Raw genomic sequence first — 20,011 nt, 5'->3', positions numbered from 1 at the left:
GGGGACCTCCGCGACGCTGTCTCCGCGACACTGTCTCCGGGGGCACCCGTTCTCGCGACCCCTCTTGACGAGCGCCCCAGGAGGTACTAATTTCATATTGTGGAAACTTAATTCCATAGTACGAATCCTGGAGGAACCCGTGAACCACACCGCGCCGTCGCCCGCACCCGCGATCTTCTTCGACTACACCGCCATCGACTGCGACCCGGACCTCAGCCGCCCGCTGCACCGGCACCGGCGGACCGCACCGCTGTGGGCGCTCGCGGTGTCCTCGGCCTGCGTGGGCGCGATGGTGGGCCGCGCGGCCGCTCGACGCCTCCCGTAACCACGTCCTCCAGGAGCCGGTGCAGACCAGCGCGCCGGCTCGCTCCACCGATCCACCCCTCGAGGAGAACCCATGACCCAGCAGATCCGGACCGGCCGGCAGGCCCCCGACCTCGCACTGACCGACCACGAAGGACAGCAGGTCCGGCTCTCCGAGCTGCGCGACCACAAGGTGATCGTCTACTTCTATCCCAAGGCCTTCACCCCCGGCTGCACCTCCGAGGCGTGCGACTTCCGGGACAGCCTCGCCTCGCTCCAGCACCTGGGCTACACCGTGCTCGGGGTCTCCGGGGACGACCCCGAGACCCTGTCCCGATTCGCCGAGGAGTACCACCTTCCCTACCGGCTGCTCTCCGACCCCGACGGTCAGGCCGCCCGGGCATGGGGTGCCTGGGGGGAGAAGGCGGTCAACGGGGAGACCCGGACCGGCCCGCTCCGCTCGACCTTCGTCATCGAGCAGGACGGCACCGTGAGCTCCGCGGAGTACAACGTCCAGGCCGAGGGCCACGTCAAGAGCCTGCGGGAGCGGCTGGGCGCCTGAGCCGCGCCGGTCGTCGAACCCGGATGGGCTCAGGCCCGGAAGGTCAGCTCGGTGCAGAGGTCGTCGCCGAGCACGAAGCGGCGCACCGGGGCGCGCAGCGCCCCGGAGAGGTGGTCCGCGCCGGGGAACCGGATGCCCGGCACCCCGTCCCCGATGAGCATGGGTGCGGTGGTGAGGTAGAGACGGTGCAGCGTCCCGGCCGCGAGGAACCCGGAGACGGTGCGCCCGCCGCCCTCCACGAGCACCCGCCGCAGGCCCCGCCGGGCCAGCGCCTCGAGCACGGCCCGGGGTGCCAGCCCGTGCTCGTCCACGGGCACCCGCAGCACCGCGACATGCGGCGCCGGCGCCGTGGGCGCGTCCGCGTCCTCGCCCACGACCCACAGCGTGGGCGCGGCGCCGTCCGTGAGCACGGCCGAGGTCAGCGGGGCGCGCGCCGAGGGGTCCAGGACCACCCGGGTGGGATGGGGGCCGGGCACGGCGCGGACGGTCAGCCGGCAGTCGTCGGCGACCACGGTGCCGACGCCCACGACCACGGCCTCCACGAGTGCGCGCAACCGGTGCAGGTGCTCCCGGTCCTCCGGGCCGGTCACGAACTCGGCGTGCCCGGTGCGCGAGGCGATGAACCCGTCCAGGCTCTGTCCCAGCTGGGCGAGGACGAGGGGGCCCCGGTGCGCCACGAGCGGTCCGTAGCGTTCGACGAGCTCCGCCCCCGGCGGCGGCACGGGGCCGGTCCGGCCGGCGAGCAGCGCCTCCCAAGCGGCGGCGGGGGAGGCGTCCGGGGCGACCGGGCCGGAGGCGTCGTCGTCCGCGGGCGGTGGGGCGGCCCCGGTGCCGCGGGGCGCGGAGCTGTCGGTCACGGGGTCAGTCCCGGGCGAGGAACCGGTCCCGTGCCGTCTCCGCGGCGATGGCCCGCAGGCGGTCGTACTGGTCGGCGGCCCCGGCCTCGAGGGTCCTCAGCTCCTCGGTGTCGAGGCGCGGCTCGGCGGGGGCGAGCTCCAGGAGCGTGACCCACATGCTGCGCTTGGCGACCACCAGGGACTGCAGCATCTCGAGCTCACCGTGGGCGGCGATGCCGGTCCGCTCCCGGATCCGGCTCAGCGGATTGAGCCGGGAGGCAATGCCGGTGACGGTTCCCAGCCCCTTGGCCACCGTGCGCCGGCCGGAGCCCAGACGGTCGATCATCGCCTCGAGGCGGCCGATGTCGTCCTTGATCTCGTCGACGAACGCCGCGAACCGGCCCTCGTAGGGGGTGCCGGCCCACGTGGTGGCCGCCTCGTCGAAGAGCCGCACCCCGGAGAGGGCCCCCATGTAGTGCCCGAGCATGTAGGCCTCGAGCTTGTCGGACCGGACTCCGGCGCCCGCGGCGCCGTTCGGGCCGGTGGGCGGCTGCTCGCTCATCTGCTACTCCTCGCTCGTGGGAAGGGCGTCGCCGGGGCCCAGCACGGATCTCCCCGGGGCCACCAGCCTACTGACTCCGTCCCCCTCGCGGCAGGAGGGGTGCGGCAGGACGGGGTGCGGGGCCGCCGGGCCGGGCGGAAACCATAAGGGATGTGACTATCATGGGGCGCATGACTGAGAACGCGAGCGGATCCCCGGACCCCGACGAGCAGCAGACCATCGGCGCCTCCAGCCCCGAACCGGGCAGCGGGCTCGACCGCGACCCGGACGAGTGGGCCACCGGCGAGGAGCCGATGACCAGCGCGCAGCGCAGCTACCTCGACACCCTGGCCCGCGAGGCCGGGGAGGAGCTGCCGGCGGACCTCACCAAGGCCGAGGCGTCCAAGCACATCGACCGCCTGCAGGGCGAGAGCGGCAGGGTCCAGGACCAGTAGGTCCTGCACCGGCGGAGGGGGAGCACCGTGAAGATCGTCGTCCTGGGAGCCACGGGCAACGTGGGCACCGCGGTGCTCCGCCGGCTGCACGCCGCGCCGGAGGTCACCCACATCGTCGGGGTCTCCCGCGAGGGGCCCGAGCGGGGCGGGGAGCCCTACGACGGCGTGGAGTGGCACACCGTCGACGTCGCCGCGAAGGAGTCCACCGCGGCGCTGGCGGAGATCATGGCCGGCGCGGACGCCGTGATCCACCTCGTGTGGCTCATCCGCCCGAACCGGGACTTCGCGCTGATGCACGAGACGAACGTGGACGGCCTCGTCCACGTGCTCGACGCCGTGGTGCTCGCCGGCGTGCCCCAGATCGTCTACCCCTCCTCGCTCGGCGCCTACAGCCCCGGCCCCAAGGACCGGGCCGTGGACGAGTCCTGGCCGGTCGGCGGGGTCGAGACCTCGCACTACAACGTGCAGAAGGCCGAGACGGAGGCGCTGCTCAACCGGTTCGAGGAGGCCCACCCCGGGATCGTGGTGACCCGGCTGCGGCCCGGCTTCCTGTTCCAGGCGGACGCCGCCCCCGAGATCGGGGACTACTTCTTCGGCGCCCTCGTGCCCAGGAAGCTCATCGCCCGGCTGCGCCTGCCCGTGCTGCCGTTCCCCGAGAAGTTCCGCTTCCAGACGCTGCACACCGACGACGTCGCGGACGCGTTCTGGCGGGTCGTCCAGCACCGGGCCGGCGGGGCGTTCAACGTCGCCGCCGAGCCGGTGCTCGGCGCCGACGGCGTGGCGAAGGTGCTCGGCGCCCGGCGCGTGCTGCCCGTGCCGCCGGCCCTGGTGCGCGCGCTCGTGGCGATCACCTACCGGCTGCGGCTGCAGCCCACCGACCCCGGATGGATCGACCTGGCCGGCGCCGTGCCGATCATGGACACCACGCGGATCCGCGAGGTCACCGGCTGGTCGGAGAGCGTGAGCTCGCTCGAGGCGCTGCGGGAGCTCGTCGACAACCTGGACGGCCGGGAGGGCCTGGGCAACAAGGAGCACCGGCCCAAGTCGCCGCTGGTCTAGCCGGCCGGTCCTTCCCGCTGGAGGCGTCGTGGCGTACGGTGCCGCCATGACCGAGCAGCAGCCGTACTCGACGGTGCGGCACTACCCAACGTTCGACCTGCGGCACTACCCGGAGCACGTGCTCGCGGAGGTCGAGGTCCACGGGTCCTTCGAGCGGGCGGGCAACGCCGCCTTCAACGCCTTGTTCCGCTACATCAGCGGCAACAACCAGGGGCGGCGGGAGATCCCGATGACCGCTCCGGTGCTCCAGGGCGGGGCCGGGCCCCAGAAGATCGCGATGACCGCTCCCGTGTGGCAGCGGTCCGCGTCCGGCGGGTCCGAGGACACGGCCGGCGCGCACGTGGTCGCCTTCGTGCTGCCCTCGTCCGTCACGGCGGCGACGGCACCGGTGCCGTCCGACCCCGCCGTGCGGATCAGGGTGGAACCCGCGGTCCTCGCCGCCGTGCTGCGCTACCGGGGCCGGTGGACGCGCAGCTCCTACGAGAAGCACCGGCTGCGGCTCGAGCGGGCGGTCCGGGAGGCGGGGCTCGTGCCCGTCGCGGCGGCCCGCTTCGCGCGGTTCGACCCACCGTTCACCCCGGCGTTCCTGCGCCGCAACGAGGTGGTCCTGCCCGTCAGCGGTCCCGGCGCCGGAGCGCGGCCAGCACCGCGCTGATCAGGACCATGGCGCAGGCCGCGCCGACCGCGGCGGCGAACGCGCCCCGGTGCCCGGCGGTCTCGGCCAGGAGCCCGGCCGACGCCGCGCCCACGGCGGAACCGAGGACCACGCCGCTCGCGAGCATCGTCATGACCGTGCCCAGCCGCTCCGGCCGGGCGACGTCCCCGCCGATGGTGTAGATCGTGACCATGGCGGGCCCCAGCGGCAGACCGGCGAGCAGCAGCACCACGAGCATCGACCCGATCCCGCTCGGCAGCAGGAACAGCAGGCTCAGGGCGGCCATGGCGCCGGAGCTGACCAGCCAGCGGGAGGCCGGCGGGAAGCGCTGCGGCCACCACGCCACCGACAGGGCCGCGGCCGCCGAGCTGATGCCGAGCACGGCGTAGAGCAGACCGGTCGCGCTCTGGATGCCGAACTCGCCGCCGAAGGCGTTGAGACCGTTCTGCACGGCGCCGAAGAAGGCGCCCATGGCCACCATCCCCAGGACGGGGAGCAGCACGAGGACCCGCTCCCGGACGGGAACGGGACGGGCCGCCGCTCGGCGCCGGTCCTCCCGGGAGACGGCCGGGACCGCCAGGCGCGTGGGGTGCACGGCGAAGGTCGTGACCATGGTGAGGGTCAGGACGGCCGCGAGGACGAAGGGGGACCAGGGGGCGACCAGGGAGGCCAGGACACCGACCAGGGCCGGGCCGAGCACGAAGGTCAGCTCGTCGGCGGTGGACTCGTAGGACAGGGCGGTGTCCAGCTCGCGCCGGTTTCCGCCGACCAGGCCGCGCCACCGCACCCGGGCCAGCGGGCCGACCTGGGGGCAGGTGGCGCCCACGAGCAGGGACGCGCCGACGAGCAGCGGCACGGCCGGCGCGTCCGGGCCCGCGGGGGCGTAGGCGGTGACCAGCAGCAGCGCGATGGCCACGGCGTGGGCGAGGGCGGAGACCAGCAGCACGGCCTGCTGGCCCAGGCGGTCGGCGAGGTGGCCCATCAGGGGCCCGCCCAGCGCCGAGCCGACCCCGACGGCGCCGGCGGCCAGCCCTCCGACGACGTAGGAGCCGCTGACGGCGGTGGCGAGGGTGAGCGCCCCGACGGTGAGCATGGCCAGGGGCAGGCGGGCCGCGAAGGCGATCGGCAGGAAGTCGCGCCCGGCGAGCTGCACGAGCCGGGCGTACCGGCCGCCGGACGAGGGCGTCGTCCGGCGGCCGGTGTCGTGCGGGGCGGCCGCGGGGTGCTCCGCGGCGGGGGCCGGGGCGGCGGGCACGCGGGCCGCGCGCTCGGCCGTGGAAGGGGTGGTCAGGGGGTTCACAGGGGTCCTCGGAGGATGTGCGCACCGTCCCCCCTCCCGGTGCGCCCGACCCGGACAACAGGGTCCAGTCTACCGCCCGGACGCCCCGCTGCCAGGGGCGGCGGACCGGCCGCCGTAGGTGATCTCCGCCGCGCCCACGGCCGAGGCCACGTACAGGCAGGGGCGGTCGTCGGGGACGGCGGCGCAGACGGTGGCCGCCGTCAGGTCCTCGGGGTCGCGGTCGTCCGCGCCGGCGACCGCGGGGGTCCACCAGTCGGCGTCCGGGACCGCGGCCTCGACGGCCCCCGCCCGGGTCGTGACGGCCACGCGCCGCGGGGCCTCGCCCACGAGCCGGACCTCGGTGGCCCCGACCTCGGTGTGCACGTCCAGGTCCTCGCGCACCCGGATCCCGTCGAGGTCCACGGCGCCGACCTCCGAGGACGCCCACAGGGTGCGGGCGCTGCCGCTCGCCTCGATCACGCCGGCCTCCGTGTCGAGCCGGACGTCGCCGAAGTCGCCCTCGACGCTCAGGGCGCCGGCGTCCCCGGAGAGCCGCAGGTCCACGGGCTCGTCCGCGGCCGGGACGGTGATCCGCACGTGCATCCCGCTGCCGGCGCCCGGCCAGGAGCGGGACGGGAGGGCGTCGATGCTCAGCCGGCCGTCCTCGACCCGGGGCTCGGGGGCGCTCTCGAGCCTGACCCCGGCGTACACGGACTCCACCCGCAGATCGGGGACATCGGCCGTCACGACCTCGACGACCGCCGACCGGCCGTCGACCACGACCGTGTCCACGGACTCGGTCACGGTGGTGTCCACCCGGTGCTCCTGGACGGACAGGGACGCAGCGGCGGTGGCACCGCCGGCGCCCAGCAGGAGGAGGGCGCCGATGCCGCCGAGCACGGCGGTGGGGACGAGCCAGGCCGTGCGCTCGTTGTCGCTGACGACGTCGTGGGAGGAGTCGTGGGCGGCGGGGTGCTCGGGGTGGGTGCTCATGGCCGGTGCTCCTGGTGGGACGGGTTTGCGGACGGGGTGTGGCCGGGCCCGGGGTCCGGGTAGCCGAGGTAGCGCAGGACCGCACGGACGCGGCGGTTGCCGCCGTCCTCGTGGGCGAGGCCCAGCTTGGTGAACACGGAGCGGATGTGCTTCTCCACCGAGGACTCGGTGAGGAAGAGGTTCGCGGCGACCGAGGCGTTGGAGAGCCCCTGGGCCATGAGCCCGAGCACCTCGTGCTCCCGCGGGGAGAGGAGCTCCAGGTCCTGGCGGTGCCGCGAGCGCACGAGCAGCTGGGAGACGACCTCCGGGTCCAGGACGGTGCCGCCCGCGCCCACGGTCTCCACGGACTCGAGGAACTGGTCGACGTCCGCGACCCGGTCCTTGAGCAGGTACCCCAGCCCGTCCCGGCGGGACGCGATGAGCTCCGAGGCGTAGCGCTCCTCGACGTACTGCGAGAGCACGAGCACCGCGATCCGCGGGTGCTGGGAGCGGACGAGGACGGCGGCGCGGATGCCCTCGTCCGTGAACGTCGGCGGCAGCCGCACGTCCACGAGGGCGAAGTCCGGCTCGTGCTCCTCGACGGCCCGGAGCAGGTCCTCGGCGGTGTCGACGTCGGCGACCACCTCGTGGCCGGCCTCGGTGAGCAGGCGGACGAGGCCCGCGCGCAGGAGGACGGCGTCCTCGGCGATGACGATGCGCATCAGGATCCCGCCCCCCGGTCGACCGGCAGCTCGACGGTCAGCTCGGTCGGCCCGCCCGCGGGGGAGTCGAGGAAGAAGTGCCCGCCCGCGGAGCGGATCCGGTCGGCGATCCCGGACAGGCCGCCGCCGGGGACCACCACGGCGCCGCCGCGGCCGTCGTCGACGATCCGGGCGACCACGCGGGTGCCTCCCGCGGGATCGGTCTCGAGGCCCACCCGCACCGACGCGGCGCCGGCCTGGGCGTGCTTGACGATGTTGGCGATGCCCTCGGAGACCGCGAAGTACACGGCGGCCTCGGTCTCCGGCGCCAGCCGCGGCACCCGCACGTCCACGGCGACCGGGACGGGGGACTGGGCGGCCACGGCGGAGAGGGCGGCATCGAGGCCCCGGTCCTCCAGGACCGCCGGGTGGAAGCCCCGGGCCAGGCGGCGCAGCTCGGCGATCGCGGCCTTGGTGGTGGCATGCGCCTCCCCGATGAGGTCCTTGGCCCCGGCGGGGTCGTGGTCGATCCGGCGCTGGGCCATCGACAGGTTCATGGCCACGGACACGAGCTGGGGCTGCACGCCGTCGTGCAGGTCGCGTTCGATCCGGGAGCGCTCGGTGCGGGCGCCGCGGACGGCGGTCTCGCGGGCGGCCGCGGCCTCGGCGGCCCGGCGGCGCAGCTCCGCCGCCTCGTCCACCCGGAGCAGCAGCCGGGACAGGCCCCGGTGCGCGGCCACGGCGAGGACCACGACGAGCAGCCCGAGGAGGGTCAGGGTGATCCCGGTCAGGACCACGGCCCAGTCCGGCCACGTCCCGACCACCTCGGAGGGCCAGAGCGGGTTGTTCGGCGCCGCGTAGAGCGGCGCGAAGGCCAGGGCGACGGCGGCGCCGGTGCCGGCCAGGGCCGCCACGGCGACCCAGCCCAGGACCGTGGTGAGGAGCAGGTGCAGCAGTCCCGTCCAGAACGCGGCGTCGGAGACGTCCAGCCACCACTGGTGGACGATCCGCCAGCCGTCGGTGCGGGGCGAGCGGCGCCGGCGCGGGGCGGGCAGGTGCAGCCCGAACGCCGCCTGCGTGCGGCGGCGCTCGACCCACTCGATCCCGCGGACCGCGTAGATCGCGGCCACGAGCAGGACCACGCCCACCAGGGCGGCGAGCGAGGCGAAGCCGGCGGAGACCAGGGAGACGAGGGCCGTCAGCCACAGCGTGCCGAGCGCGGCGTCCACCACGAGGTCGGTGGTGCCGAAGAACAGGGTCCTGGGGGACCACGGTCCCCACTCCCGGGACCGGGCCCCGGCGGCGGGGCCCGCGGGCCGGGAACCGCCTGCGGGGCGGGGGGCGTCGTCCGGGGTCCCACGACCGCTGCCGGGATCGGTGCCGGGGCTGCCCCACGGTACGGGTGGAAGGGGCCGGGTCTCGTGCGGTGTGCTCATGCCTTCACGCTACGGTCGCGGGGGTCGTCGCCGCAGCGACGTTCTCCACCTGGTACGCCTGCGGTTTTCCGCACCCCGGCCCGGCGCTCCGGGCGCCGGCGCGGCTCAGCCGGCGTCCAGCAGGCCGACTCCCATGGCCGCGAGGGTGCCGAAGGCGACGCCCCACAGGACGATGGAGACGATCTGCCACCGGATGACGGCGTTGCGGTCCGCGCCGAAGGAGACCATGGCGGTGGCCGTGATCTGGCTGGGCAGGATCGTTTGGCCGAGCAGGCTCACACCGGCCACCCCGTACTTGTCGAAGGCCCGGCGCAGTCTCTGCTGCCGGGGCGAGGGCTCCCGGGGGTCGCCGGCGAACCTGCGGCGGAGGCCGTGCGCGCCCAGGACCAGCGCCAGCATGGAGGCGACGTTGCCGACGACGGCGGCCCCGACGGCGATCGCCGGGTCGAGGCCGGCCAGGACGCCGACGACGGACCCGAAGTAGGACTCGACGAACGGGATCGCTCCTGCCACCACCACCCCCAGCCACTGGAGCAGCGGCGGCAGGGAGGAGGTGAATTCCTGCAGGGCGTCGATCATCGGGGTCCTTCCGGGGGAGGTCGGCGCGGCCGGCCCGCGTCCGTCGCCGGGGCCGCTCCCAGCACGCTATCGGCGCGGCCCGCCCCGGGGCCTCCCCCGGCAGACGGAGCCTCGGCCGCTCCGGGCGAGGGAACCGTCAGCGGCCGCCGGCCGGCTCCGCCCCGGGGCGGAGGTGGCGGACCAGGAACCGGGCCTGGTCCTCGAGCACGCGCGAGCGCACGGGGTCCTCGTAGACCGCGAAGTGCCCCACCGGGTACGTCACGACCTCGCCCCGCGGCGCCGCCCGGGCGATCCGCGCGGCCCGCCACGGATCCGTCTCGGTGTCCTGCTCCGCGACGCACACGAGCAGCGGCGCCCGCACCCGTTCGGCGGTGCCCGGCAGGTACACGGGAGGGTGGAGGAGCAGCCGGGGCGCGAACTCGTTGCGCCAGGTGGGGCCGGTCTCCACGGCCTGCTCCAGATACCGGTCGCTGTCCGGGTCGATGATCGCGCCCACGTCCCCGGGGAGCGCGAACACCGGGATGCAGCGCGGGGGGAGCCCGCGCCGTCCCCGCAGCTCGTCGCGGACCGCGGCGGCCAGCAGCCGGACGGTGGTCCGCAGGAGCAGCCCGAGCGGGATGTGCTCCTGCTGCTTCTTGGCCCGGATCTCGTCGGCCGTGCTCTCGGAGCCCTTGCCGAACTCCGGCACCTGGGCGACCACGGCCCGGGTCCGCCGGTCCTCGGAGGCCAGCCGCAGGACGTGCCCGCCGGACAGCGAGCTGCCCCACAGCGCGGTGCGGGCCGGGTCGAGGCCGGGCAGGGAGCGGGCCAGGCGCACGGCCGCGCGCCAGTCCTCGAGCTGCTCCGCGGCGTCCACGATCTGCCGGGGTGCGCCGCCGCTGCGGCCGAACCGCCGGTAGTCGAAGGTCAGCACGGCCAGGCCGTGCTCCGCGAGGCCGGCGGCGTGCTCGGCCAGCTGGTCCTGGGTGCCGGTGAAGCCGTGGCCCATGACCACGCAGGGCGCCGCGGCGCCGGCCGGCGCCGGGCGGTACAGCGCGGCGGCGCACGGGACGCCGCCCGAGTCGAACGTGAGAGCCTCTGGCATCGTGTCCTCCACCGGCCGCGGCGGGTCCTGGTGCCCGCCCGTGGGGTCCATCGTGCGCGCGTTCCGGCGCCGGTGCCAGGGTCCCGGGCGGTCAGGCCGAGGTCACCAGCTCGGACCGGCGCAGCCGGTGGCCCCGGATCGAGACCAGCCGCCGGAGTCCCGTGCGGTCCTCGAGGACCCAGGCAATCCCCAGCTGCGGGACCACCTCGCTGACCGTGCCGGTGAAGCGGGGCTGCCGGTGCTCCCAGGCCTCGATCCGATCACCCGGCCGCACCCGGGCCAGGCCCAGGATCCATCTGTTGCTCGCGGTCATGGGGAGCCCCTTCCGTCTCGTGCGCCCGGTTCCCCCATCCTCGTCCCGGCATGTGGCCGCGGCGTTTCCGGCTGGTTGACGTCCCATGTCCTCTCCTCGGTCCCGGGGGCCGCCCCGGGCCCGGAGGGAGGGCCGGCGGGGTTCAGTACTTCCGCAGCGCCACGCGCGGCTGTCCCGTCCACCGCGCACGCAGCAGCGCCGAGACGTCCAGGAGCAGGGCCGTGAGCTCCGCGGAGCCGGGGCCCAGGGCGCGGACCACGAGGCCGGGCACCGGCAGCTCGGAGACCCCGCACCGCAGCCCCGGCACCCGGGCCTCGGCCGCGGCGAGCAGGCCGTGGACCTCCTCCACCAGCTCCCGGTCCGCCCGGGGGTCCACGACCAGCAGGGAGCCGAGGTGCGTGCGTCCCTCCAGGAAGCCGAGCCCGGCCACGGCATCCTCGCCCGGGCGCAGGCGGAGGTTGTCGAGGACCACCGTGCGCCCGCCCATCAGCACCTCGGTGCGCAGCACCACGCCGCGGTAGCGGAAGACGGTGCCGTCCGGCGCCCACCCGGGGGTGACCACCTCGCCCGCCACGAGGCAGGCCGAGGGGTCCATCGTCACGGTCGTGGACTGCACGTAGTCGGCGTCCTCGTAGGCGATGAGCTGGTCCGGCAGGTACTCGAGGACCGCGCCGGGGCCGAGCGCGAGACGTACGTCCTGGCGGGCGGGGGCGGTCGGGGTGCGGTAGACCTTGGTCGCGGACTGGGTGGTGACCAGAGCGGTGCCGGCGGCCCCGACCGTGACGTCCAGCTCGTAGCGGTCCCCGCCGAGGTACCCGCCGCCGGGATTGACGACGACGAAGCACGGCTGCCCCGACCCGTCCAGGTGGTGCGGGCGCAGCACGCGCAGGGCGCCGGCGTGGAACTGGTGGGCCGCCACGGTCCGGTCCCCGCGGGGCACCAGCACCAGCTCGAGCCGGCCCGTCGGCGCGGAGGCCGGCGCGGAGGCCGGCGCGGCACACCGGCCGGGTGCCGCGGCGGCGGGCGCGGCGGCGGTCACGGGACCATGTCCAGCATCAGCACGTCGTGCCGGATCCACGCGAGGATCCGCTCGAGGCCCTCGTCGGTCCGGAGGTTGGTGAAGCAGAACGGGCGGTCCTTGCGGAACACGGCGGAGTCCGCGGCCATGACGTCGAGGTCGGCGCCGACGTGCGGGGCGAGGTCGGTCTTGTTGATGACGAACAGGTCGGACTTGATCATGCCCTGCCCGGCCTTGCGGGGGATCTTCTCGCCCTGGGCCACGTCGATGACGTAGATGGAGAAGTCGACCAGCTCCGGGCTGAACGTGGCGGAGAGGTTGTCCCCGCCGGACTCGACGAACACGATCTGCAGGTCCGGGTGCTGGGCGCACAGCTTCTCGATCGCGGCCTCGTTCATCGAGGTGTCCTCGCGGATCGCGGTGTGCGGGCAGCCGCCGGTCTCGATGCCCACGATCCGGTCCAGCGGAAGCACGCCGTTGCGGGCCAGGATCCTGGCGTCCTCGATCGTGTAGATGTCGTTGGTGATCGCGGCCATCGAGACCTCGTGGATCAGCGCCCGGGTGACCCGCTCCACGAGCTGGGTCTTGCCGGCGCCCACGGGCCCGCCCACGCCGATGCGCACGGGGCCGCGGCCGGTCGGCGCGGAGGGGGCGGGGGAGACGGTGGTCATGGTGAGCTCCTGGGTCGGTGCGGTCGGTGCGGTCGGTGCGGTGGTGGGTCAGGACATGAACATGCGGGCCCGCTGCCAGGCGTGGCGCATCTGGGCGATCTCCAGGCCGGGACTGGTCGCCCCGGCCTCGTGGTCGGCCATGGACCCGATCCGCTCGACGCCGCGGGCGACGTCCTCGTGCAGGGCGCGCAGCACGCGCTGGCCCGCGTTCTGGCCGATGGGGATGCCGCGCACGGCGTTCTGGGTCAGGGAGGTCACGGTCGAGAAGAGGTACGCGCCGGCCAGCTGCTCCCAGGTCACGCCCAGGCCGGCGCCCACGAGCGCGAAGGCCACCGCGGGACTGCCGCGGCTCGTCCCGGCGCGCTGGCGCTGCGCGTAGGCCAGCAGCCGGGGGGAGGGGAAGTTCTCGGCGCCGATGTCGGTCATCCGCCGGCCCATCGCGGTCGCGGCGTCCCGCACCTGGACGGGCAGGGCCTGGGCGGCCAGCAGGTCGTCGGCGCGCCACACGGCGTCGTCGTCGGCCGCCGTGGCGACCGCGCGCACCGCCCAGCCCTCCGCCGGCACCACCTGGTGGTGCAGGCAGTGCCGGACCCAGGCCAGGAAGCTCGGCTCGTCGTGGACCGTGCCGTCGTCCACGTAGGTCTCGAGCCCCAGGGAGTGGGCGAACGCGCCGGTGGGCAGGGCGGAGTCGGCCAGCTGCAGCACGGCGAGCGTCCCGGCGAGCGATCCGGCGGCGCCCGCGGGGGAGTGCTCAGTGGGTGTGCTCGGCATGGCGGAAGGGGACCTCCATCTGCCGCTCGACGCGAGCGAAGCGCACCCCGGCGCCCTGCAGGAAGGCCTCGGCCGTGTGGTCGTACTGGAGCACCATGACCCCGTCGTGGCCGGGCAGCTCGGGGACCCCGGCCGCGGGGCCGAGGAACTGGGCGGGCAGGTGCCGGTTGCCCAGGGAGTGGGCCACGAAGCCCATCTGCTCGATCGTGGCGGGCGCGACCACCAGGACGTCGGTGGGCAGGGTCGAGACGACGACGGCGCTGTGGCCGTCCCGGTGCAGGATGTCGCCGTCCCTGAGCTCCCGCCGCGAGCTCAGCCGGATCCCCACCTCGGTGCCGTGGTCGGTCACGACCCGCTGGACGCGCTTGCGCAGCTCGGGCCCGGAGAGCGCGACCCGCTCCAGGTGCAGGCCGGCGCGCTCCGGCTCGGTGAGCTCGGCCAGGTTGCCGAGGACGGCTTCGACGATCACGGGTGCGGGTCCTCTCGTGGGGCTTCGGGGTGTCTCAGGGTGTGCGGGGCCCGGGCGGCGGGCCGGTCAGAACAGGAAGTAGCGCTGGGCCATGGCCAGCTCCTCGGCGGGCTCGCACGTGGCGATCTCGCCGTCCACGCGGACCTCGTAGGTCTGCGGGTCCACCTCGATCTCCGGGGTGGCGTGGTTGTGCCGCATGTCCTGCTTGGTCAGGCCGCGGATCCCGCCCACGGGCAGCACCCGCTTGCGCAGGCCCAGGCGCTCGCCGACGCCCGCCTCGACGGCGGCGCGGGACATGAAGGTGATGGAGTTGGCGTGCGGGGCGGTGCCCTTCGCGCCGAACGCGTCCCGCATCAGCTGCGGCTGCGGGGTGGGGATCGAGGCGTTGGGGTCGCCCATGAGCGAGTGCACGATCTGCCCGCCCTTGAGGACGGCGTGGGGCTTGACCCCGAAGAACACCGGGTCCCACAGCACGAGGTCCGCGAACTTGCCCGGCTCGACCGAGCCCACGACGTCGGCGATCCCGTGCGCGACCGCCGGGTTGATCGTGTACTTGGCCACGTAGCGCTTCAGCCGGGCGTTGTCCCCGCGGCCCGTCTCCTCGGGCAGGGGCCCGGTGCGCCGCTTCATCTGGTCGGCCAGCTGCCAGGTGCGCAGCACCACCTCGCCCACGCGGCCCATGGCCTGGGAGTCGGAGGAGGTCATGGAGAACACGCCCAGGTCGTGCAGCACGTCCTCGGCGGCGATCGTCTCGGGCCGGATCCGGGAGTCCGCGAACGCCACGTCCTCGGGGATGTCCGGGTTGAGGTGGTGGCAGACCATGAGCATGTCCAGGTGCTCCTCCGCCGTGTTCCGGGTGAAGGGCAGCGTGGGGTTCGTCGAGGACGGCAGCACGTGGGGCAGGGCCGCGATGCGGATGATGTCCGGGGCGTGGCCGCCGCCGGCGCCCTCGGTGTGGAACGTGTGGATGACGCGCCCGCCGATCGCGGCCACCGTGTCCTCCAGGAACCCGCACTCGTTGAGGGTGTCGGTGTGGATGGCCACCTGCACGTCGAACTCGTCGGCCACGCCCAGGGCCGTGTCGATGGCCGCCGTGGTGGCGCCCCAGTCCTCGTGGATCTTGAGCCCCACGGCGCCGGCGCGGATCTGCTCCGCGAGGGGCTCGGCGGCGCTCGCGTGGCCCTTCCCGAGCAGCCCGAAGTTCATCGGGTAGCCGTCGAGTGCCCGGAACATGCGGGCGAGGTGCCACGCGCCGGGGGTGATCGTGGTGGCGTTGGAGCCCTCGGCGGGGCCCGTGCCGCCGCCGAACATCGTGGTGATCCCCGAGGACAGGGCCGTGCCGATCTGGTCGGCGCCGATGAAGTGGATGTGGGAGTCGATCCCGCCCGCGGTGAGGATCCGGCCCTCGCCGGCGATCACCTCGGTGGAGGCGCCGATCAGGATGTCGACGCCGTCCATGATGTCCGGGTTGCCTGCCTTGCCGATCCCGCTGATGTGCCCGTCCCGGATGCCGACGTTCGCCTTGTAGATCCCGGAGGCGTCGAGCACCACGGCGTTGGTGACCACGGTGTCCACCACGCCGTCGTCCCGGGTCAGCCGCCCGTTGTGGCCCATGCCGTCCCGGATGACCTTGCCCCCGCCGAAGACCACCTCGTCCCCGGGTACCGTGCGGTCGTGCTCCACCTCGAGGAACAGCTCGGTGTCCGCCAGACGCACCAGGTCCCCGGTGGTGGGCCCGTAGAGGCTCGTGTACTGGGCGCGGGACATCTCGTGGCTCATGCCTGCTCCTTCCCGGAAGCGTCGGGGCGGGGGCCGCCGTCGGTGCCGGGGGCGTCCGTGCCGGGGGCGTCGAGGGGCCCGTTCACCCGGTTCGCGAGGCCGTGGACCTCGCGGCGCCCCGCCAGGGCGACGAGCCGGACGCGCTTGCGGTCGCCGGGCTCGAAGCGCACCGCGGTGCCGGCGGGGACGTCCAGGCGGAAGCCGTGGGCCGCCGTCCGGTCGAACTCGAGGCCGGGGTTGGCCTCGGCGAAGTGGAAGTGCGAGCCCACCTGCACGGGGCGGTCGCCGCGGTTGACCACGTCCAGCTCCGTGGTGGGCCGGCCGGCGTTGATCACGACGGGCTCGGGCCGCAGGACGTACTCTCCGGGGATCACGGGCGCTCCTTCGGTGCCGGGGGCGGGCGGGTCAGCGGATGGGGTCGTGGACGGTGACGAGCTTGGTGCCGTCCGGGAAGGTCGCCTCGACCTGGACGGAGTGGACCATCTCCGGCACGCCCTCCATGACGTCCGCCCGGGCCAGGATCGTGGAGCCCCAGGACATGAGCTCGGCCACGGTCCGGCCGTCCCGGGCGCCCTCCAGCAGCTCGGCGGTGATCAGGGCGACCGCCTCCGGGTGGTTGAGCCGCAGCCCCCGGTCCCGGCGCCGCCGGGCGAGGTCGCCGGCCACGACGACCAGCAGCTTCTCCTGCTCACGGGGTGTCAGGTGCACGGCTCTCCTCGGGACGGCGGGTGCTCAGGGACAGTCGTCACCGTAGGGGCTCCGTGTTTCGGCGAGGTTCACCGGGTGTTTCCGGCACGTGCCGGGGCGCGGGCGCCCGGGCAGGCGCCCCGGCGCGTGCGCCCGCGCCGGCTCACAGGGCGAGCGCCGCCCGGGCGTGCTCCTCGGCCCGCTCCCCGGCGCGGCCGGAGGCGCTGACCCGCCCGGAGTCCAGGACGTACCAGTCCGTGGCCGAGCCCAGGGCGAAGCCGATCCGCTGCTCCACCAGCAGCACCCGGATCCCGGTGCCGGCGGCCAGCTGCAGGATCTTCTGCTCGATCTCCTGGACCACGGACGGCTGGATGCCCTCGGTGGGCTCGTCGAGGATCAGCAGGGACGGCTCGGTGATCAGGGCGCGGGCGATCGCCAGCTGCTGGCGCTGCCCGCCCGAGAGCAGCCCGGCCCGGCGCTCGAGCAGCCCCTCGAGGGCCGGGAACATCGCTAGGGACCGGTCGACGGCGGCCCGCCCGTTCCGCCGGCCGTCGGCCACCACCTGGAGGTTCTCCCGGACGCTGAGCCCGCCGAAGGAGCGCTGGCCCTGCGGGACGTAGGCCATGCCGCGGCGGACCCGGGCGTGCCCGCTGAGCCCGGTGATGTCCTCGCCGTCGAGCAGGATCCGGCCGGAGGTCACCCTGTTGAGGCCCACGACCGCCCGCAGCAGCGTGGTCTTGCCCGCCCCGTTGTGGCCGAGGAGGGCGACCACGGCGTCCCCACCGACGGTGAGGTCCACGCCGTGGACCACCTCGGTGCGGCCGTAGCCGGTGTGCACGTCCTGGAGCTCGAGCATCAGGAGTCCCCTTCCCGGGAGTCGGCTGCGGTGGCGGCGGCGGTGGCCGCGGTGCCCAGGTAGATCTCCTGGACCCGCGGGTCGGCCTGCACGTGGGCCACGGAGCCCTCGCTGATCACCCGGCCGTCGGCCATCACGGTGACGGAGGTGGCGTAGCGGCGCAGGAACTCCATGTCGTGCTCCACCACGATCGTGATCCGGTCGCCGCCGATCCGGCGCAGCAGCTCACCGGTCTGCTCCCGTTCTTCGTGGCTCATCCCGGCCACGGGCTCGTCGAGCAGCAGAACCTGCGCCTTCTGCACGAGCAGCATCCCGATCTCGAGCCACTGCTTCTGCCCGTGGGCCAGCACCCCGGCCGGGACGTCCCGCAGGGCGGAGAGGTTGATGATCTCGAGGGCCTCCTCCACCTCCCGGGACACGGACCGCCGGGCGGCGAGCAGGGACAGGGGCGGGCGGCCGGCCTCCGCGGCGATGTCGAGGTTCTGGAGGACCGTGAGCTGCTCGAAGACGCTCGCGGTCTGGAAGGTGCGGCCCACGCCCAGCCGGGTGATCCGGTGCGTCCTGCGGCCCACCAGCTGGTGGCCGTCGTGGTCGATCGACCCGCGCGCCGGGACGAGCCCGGTCACGGCGTCGATGAGGGTGGTCTTCCCGGCGCCGTTGGGGCCGATGAGGAAGCGCAGGTCGCCCTGGTTGACCACGAGGTCCACGCCGTCCACGGCCGTGAAGCTCCCGAAGGACACGGTGAGGTCCGTGATCTCGAGGTAGGAGGGGCGGCCCGTGCGCAGCCCGCCGGGCTGCGGCGGGGTGCGGCCCAGCAGGGAGCTCCTCCACTCGGGGCGGCGCGCGGACAGCATCTCGGGGCGTGCGGCGGCGTTCATCGGGCCTCCTCCGCGGCCAGGGCCGCTGCCGGGGTGGGGACGGGGTCGTCGGGGGTGGTGGCCCCTCCGGAGCCGTGGCCGTCGCCGTCGCCGGGGGCGGTCGCGGGGGTGCGGCGACGACGCCGGAGCACACCGGGCAGCGAGGCGATGCCGCCGGGCAGGAACCCGACCACCAGCACGAAGAGCAGGCCCTGGAGGTACACCCAGAAGGACGGGAACGCGGAGGCCAGGGACGTCTCGGCGAAGGACACGGCGATCGAGCCGAGCACGGGCCCGAGCAGGGTCGCGCGGCCGCCGACGGCCACGCCGATGAGGAACGCGATGGACGGGATCACCCCGACGTCGGCGGGGGAGACGATCCCCACCACCGGGACGAACAGCGCCCCGCCGATCCCGGCCATCACCGCGGCCAGGACGTAGGCGGCGGTCTTCACGAGGGCAGGATCTCGGCCGAGGAAGCGCACGCGCTCCTCCTGGTCCCGCACCGCCACGAGCAGCTCGCCCCACCGGCTGCGGTGGAGCTGCCAGGTGAGGGCCACCATGGCCAGGAGCAGCGCCGCGGTGACGAGGTAGAGGAGCAGCTGGTTGCGCGGGTCGGCGAGGTCGTAGCCGAACAGGGAGCGGAAGCTGCTCAGCCCGTTGGAGCCGTTGGTGAGGACGGGCTGCCCGATCAGCCAGACCGCGAAGGCCGCGGCGAGGGCCTGGGACAGGATCGCGAAGTAGGCGCCCTTGACCCGCCGGGTGAAGATCGCCAGGCCCAGGGCCGCGGCCACCGCCGCCGGCACCAGGACCACGCCGAGCACGGCGGCCACCGGGTGGGCGAACACGGCCCACACGGCGGGCAGCTCGGTGACGCCGTTCTGCCGCATGAACTCGGGGACCTGCTCGCCCAGCAGCCGGGTGTCCGCGAGCTGCAGGTGCATGGCCATGATGTAGGCGCCGAGGCCGAAGAACAGGCCCTGGCCCATGGTGAGCATCCCGCCGCGGCCCCAGGCCAGGCCGATGCCCACGGCCACCATGGCGATGCACAGGTACTTGCCGAGCAGGCCCAGGCCGAACCCGCCGAGGGTCAGGGGGGCCAGGACGAGCAGCAGCAGCGCGCCGAGGGCCAGCCCGGCGGCGGCCCCCCGGGGCCCGGTGAGCCGGTCGCGCCACGCGGCGGCGGGACGGGGTGCGCTGGTGGTGCTCATGCCAGACCTCTCGTTCGGACGCTGAAGATCCCCTGGGGGCGCAGCTGCAGGAAGGCGACCACGGCGACCAGCACCAGGACCTTGGCGATCGAGGCGGTCGTGGAGTACTCGACGAAGGCCTGGAGCACGCCCAGGCCCGCCGCGGCGAGCACGGCCCCACGGATCTGGCCGATGCCGCCGGCGACGACCACGAGGAAGGCGTCCACGATGTAGGTGGTGCCGAGGGTGGGGCTCGTGGAGCCCACGAGGGTCAGCGCCACCCCGGCCACGCCGGCGAGCCCGGAGCCGATGAAGAAAGTCAGCTGGTCGGTGCGCCGGGAGGAGATCCCGCTGACCTCGGCGAGGTCGCGGCTGATCACCACGGCGCGGATCCGGCGGCCCAGGGAGGTGCGGTGGAGCACGAGCGCGAGGGCGGCGACCACAATGACGGCCAGGGCCAGCAGGAACACGCGGGACGCCGGGACCGGGACGCCCAGGACCTCCACGGGGCCCTGCAGCAGCTCGGGCAGCCGCACGTCCACGCTGGGGGCGCCGAAGACGTCCCGGGCCACCTGCTGGAGGACCAGGGACACCCCGAAGGTGACGAGCAGCGTGTCCAGCGGCCGGTGGTACATCCGCCGCAGCAGCAGCCCCTCGACCAGCAGGCCGAGGGCCCCGCCCACGAGGAACGCGATCGGGATCGACAGCAGCAGGGAGACCCCGGCGTGGCCGAGCACCTGCTGGACCGTGAACGCGGTGTACGCGCCGGCCATGATGAACTCGCCGTGGGCCATGTTGATGACGCCCATCTGCCCGAAGGTCAGGGACAGCCCCACGGCCGCGAGGAGGAGGATGGAGCCGAGGCTGAGCCCGGCGGACAACTGGCTGACGATGACTTCCATGGACGGCTCTTCTCTCGGTCTGCGGGGCGTCGGGGG

25 protein-coding genes are annotated in these 20,011 nt (G+C 74.6%); 5 read left to right on the top strand and 20 right to left on the bottom strand.

Annotation, left to right across the window (positions count from 1 at the left end):
• The first annotated feature begins 139 nt into the window (after window positions 1–139).
• Together CK505_RS12165 and bcp are read left to right on the top strand one after the other, a co-directional pair.
• On the top strand, window positions 140–325 hold the full coding sequence (locus tag CK505_RS12165; RefSeq protein WP_095651226.1) for a hypothetical protein: 186 nt from the start codon (window positions 140–142) through the stop codon (window positions 323–325).
• A gap of 72 nt (window positions 326–397) precedes the next feature.
• Entirely contained in the window at window positions 398–865 is a 468-nt protein-coding gene (bcp, locus tag CK505_RS12160) for a thioredoxin-dependent thiol peroxidase (protein ID WP_095651225.1), read from the top strand.
• Window positions 866–894: 29 nt separating this feature from the next.
• Here bcp and CK505_RS12155 read toward each other — a convergent pair whose 3' ends face one another.
• The gene (locus tag CK505_RS12155; RefSeq protein ID WP_095651224.1) at window positions 895–1,722 is read right to left on the bottom strand and encodes a RibD family protein; all 828 of its coding nucleotides are present in this window, start codon (window positions 1,720–1,722) and stop codon (window positions 895–897) included.
• A 4-nt stretch (window positions 1,723–1,726) separates the two neighbouring features.
• Window positions 1,727–2,263, bottom strand: a complete 537-nt coding sequence (locus CK505_RS12150) for a hypothetical protein (RefSeq protein ID WP_035923297.1) — start codon at window positions 2,261–2,263, stop codon at window positions 1,727–1,729.
• 170 nt (window positions 2,264–2,433) lie between these two features.
• Between CK505_RS12150 and CK505_RS12145 the strand changes: the two genes are divergently transcribed.
• The 3 genes from CK505_RS12145 to CK505_RS12135 are packed head-to-tail and all read left to right on the top strand — an operon-like array spanning window position 2,434 to window position 4,411.
• Window positions 2,434–2,697: a DUF3072 domain-containing protein gene (locus CK505_RS12145; RefSeq protein WP_017834783.1), complete on the top strand. Its 264-nt coding sequence runs from the start codon at window positions 2,434–2,436 to the stop codon at window positions 2,695–2,697.
• A 27-nt stretch (window positions 2,698–2,724) separates the two neighbouring features.
• Complete coding sequence (locus CK505_RS12140) at window positions 2,725–3,756, top strand: NAD-dependent epimerase/dehydratase family protein (RefSeq protein ID WP_095651223.1); 1,032 nt, start codon at window positions 2,725–2,727, stop codon at window positions 3,754–3,756.
• Between the two features lie 46 nt (window positions 3,757–3,802).
• Entirely contained in the window at window positions 3,803–4,411 is a 609-nt protein-coding gene (locus CK505_RS12135; RefSeq protein ID WP_095651247.1) for a heme-binding protein, read from the top strand.
• Here the strand turns inward: CK505_RS12135 and CK505_RS12130 are convergent.
• The 18 genes from CK505_RS12130 to urtB all read right to left on the bottom strand — a co-directional run bounded on the left by CK505_RS12130 (window position 4,371) and on the right by urtB (window position 19,975).
• Window positions 4,371–5,711, bottom strand: a complete 1,341-nt coding sequence (locus tag CK505_RS12130; protein ID WP_095651222.1) for an MFS transporter — start codon at window positions 5,709–5,711, stop codon at window positions 4,371–4,373. The two genes, CK505_RS12135 and CK505_RS12130, sit on opposite strands and share 41 nt — an antisense overlap.
• 69 nt (window positions 5,712–5,780) lie before the next feature.
• The gene (locus CK505_RS18490) at window positions 5,781–6,683 is read right to left on the bottom strand and encodes a hypothetical protein (RefSeq protein ID WP_095651221.1); all 903 of its coding nucleotides are present in this window, start codon (window positions 6,681–6,683) and stop codon (window positions 5,781–5,783) included.
• Window positions 6,680–7,384, bottom strand: a complete 705-nt coding sequence (locus CK505_RS12120) for a response regulator transcription factor (protein WP_017834787.1) — start codon at window positions 7,382–7,384, stop codon at window positions 6,680–6,682. The genes CK505_RS18490 and CK505_RS12120 overlap by 4 nt, the downstream gene beginning before the upstream one ends.
• On the bottom strand, window positions 7,384–8,799 hold the full coding sequence (locus CK505_RS12115) for a histidine kinase (protein ID WP_095651220.1): 1,416 nt from the start codon (window positions 8,797–8,799) through the stop codon (window positions 7,384–7,386). Before CK505_RS12115 ends, CK505_RS12120 begins: the two co-directional genes overlap by 1 nt.
• 105 nt (window positions 8,800–8,904) lie before the next feature.
• Window positions 8,905–9,378, bottom strand: a complete 474-nt coding sequence (locus tag CK505_RS12110; protein WP_017834789.1) for a hypothetical protein — start codon at window positions 9,376–9,378, stop codon at window positions 8,905–8,907.
• 136 nt (window positions 9,379–9,514) lie between these two features.
• Window positions 9,515–10,462: an alpha/beta hydrolase gene (locus CK505_RS12105; RefSeq protein ID WP_176475334.1), complete on the bottom strand. Its 948-nt coding sequence runs from the start codon at window positions 10,460–10,462 to the stop codon at window positions 9,515–9,517.
• 91 nt (window positions 10,463–10,553) lie between these two features.
• On the bottom strand, window positions 10,554–10,775 hold the full coding sequence (locus CK505_RS12100) for a hypothetical protein (protein ID WP_017834791.1): 222 nt from the start codon (window positions 10,773–10,775) through the stop codon (window positions 10,554–10,556).
• A 142-nt stretch (window positions 10,776–10,917) separates the two neighbouring features.
• Entirely contained in the window at window positions 10,918–11,814 is an 897-nt protein-coding gene (locus tag CK505_RS12095) for an urease accessory protein UreD (RefSeq protein ID WP_095651218.1), read from the bottom strand.
• On the bottom strand, window positions 11,811–12,464 hold the full coding sequence (ureG, locus tag CK505_RS12090) for an urease accessory protein UreG (RefSeq protein WP_017834793.1): 654 nt from the start codon (window positions 12,462–12,464) through the stop codon (window positions 11,811–11,813). The genes CK505_RS12095 and ureG overlap by 4 nt, the downstream gene beginning before the upstream one ends.
• A gap of 48 nt (window positions 12,465–12,512) precedes the next feature.
• A complete protein-coding gene (locus CK505_RS12085) occupies window positions 12,513–13,235 on the bottom strand; it encodes an urease accessory protein UreF (RefSeq protein ID WP_095651217.1) in 723 nt (240 codons plus the stop codon).
• A complete protein-coding gene (locus CK505_RS12080) occupies window positions 13,216–13,704 on the bottom strand; it encodes an urease accessory protein UreE (protein ID WP_017834795.1) in 489 nt (162 codons plus the stop codon). Before CK505_RS12080 ends, CK505_RS12085 begins: the two co-directional genes overlap by 20 nt.
• Before the next feature lie 66 nt (window positions 13,705–13,770).
• Window positions 13,771–15,483 (bottom strand): urease subunit alpha, encoded by a 1,713-nt coding sequence (ureC, locus tag CK505_RS12075; RefSeq protein ID WP_095651216.1) that lies wholly within the window; start codon window positions 15,481–15,483, stop codon window positions 13,771–13,773.
• The gene (locus CK505_RS12070) at window positions 15,480–15,857 is read right to left on the bottom strand and encodes an urease subunit beta (RefSeq protein ID WP_017834797.1); all 378 of its coding nucleotides are present in this window, start codon (window positions 15,855–15,857) and stop codon (window positions 15,480–15,482) included. Before CK505_RS12070 ends, ureC begins: the two co-directional genes overlap by 4 nt.
• 31 nt (window positions 15,858–15,888) lie before the next feature.
• Complete coding sequence (locus CK505_RS12065; RefSeq protein WP_017834798.1) at window positions 15,889–16,191, bottom strand: urease subunit gamma; 303 nt, start codon at window positions 16,189–16,191, stop codon at window positions 15,889–15,891.
• Between the two features lie 142 nt (window positions 16,192–16,333).
• The gene (locus tag CK505_RS12060; protein WP_035923281.1) at window positions 16,334–17,026 is read right to left on the bottom strand and encodes an ATP-binding cassette domain-containing protein; all 693 of its coding nucleotides are present in this window, start codon (window positions 17,024–17,026) and stop codon (window positions 16,334–16,336) included.
• Window positions 17,026–17,904, bottom strand: a complete 879-nt coding sequence (gene urtD, locus CK505_RS12055; RefSeq protein ID WP_197722654.1) for an urea ABC transporter ATP-binding protein UrtD — start codon at window positions 17,902–17,904, stop codon at window positions 17,026–17,028. The genes CK505_RS12060 and urtD overlap by 1 nt, the downstream gene beginning before the upstream one ends.
• Window positions 17,901–19,094: an urea ABC transporter permease subunit UrtC gene (gene urtC, locus CK505_RS12050; protein WP_197722655.1), complete on the bottom strand. Its 1,194-nt coding sequence runs from the start codon at window positions 19,092–19,094 to the stop codon at window positions 17,901–17,903. The genes urtD and urtC overlap by 4 nt, the downstream gene beginning before the upstream one ends.
• Window positions 19,091–19,975 (bottom strand): urea ABC transporter permease subunit UrtB, encoded by an 885-nt coding sequence (gene urtB, locus CK505_RS12045; protein ID WP_095651215.1) that lies wholly within the window; start codon window positions 19,973–19,975, stop codon window positions 19,091–19,093. Before urtB ends, urtC begins: the two co-directional genes overlap by 4 nt.
• Between the last annotated feature and the right edge of the window lie 36 nt (window positions 19,976–20,011).

Source organism: Kocuria sp. WN036 (assembly GCF_002287015.1).
Taxonomy (GTDB): Bacteria; Actinomycetota; Actinomycetes; order Actinomycetales; family Micrococcaceae; genus Kocuria; species Kocuria rosea.
Note: the sequence above shows the minus strand (reverse complement) of the source record. Positions and strands in the feature narration are given on the sequence as shown.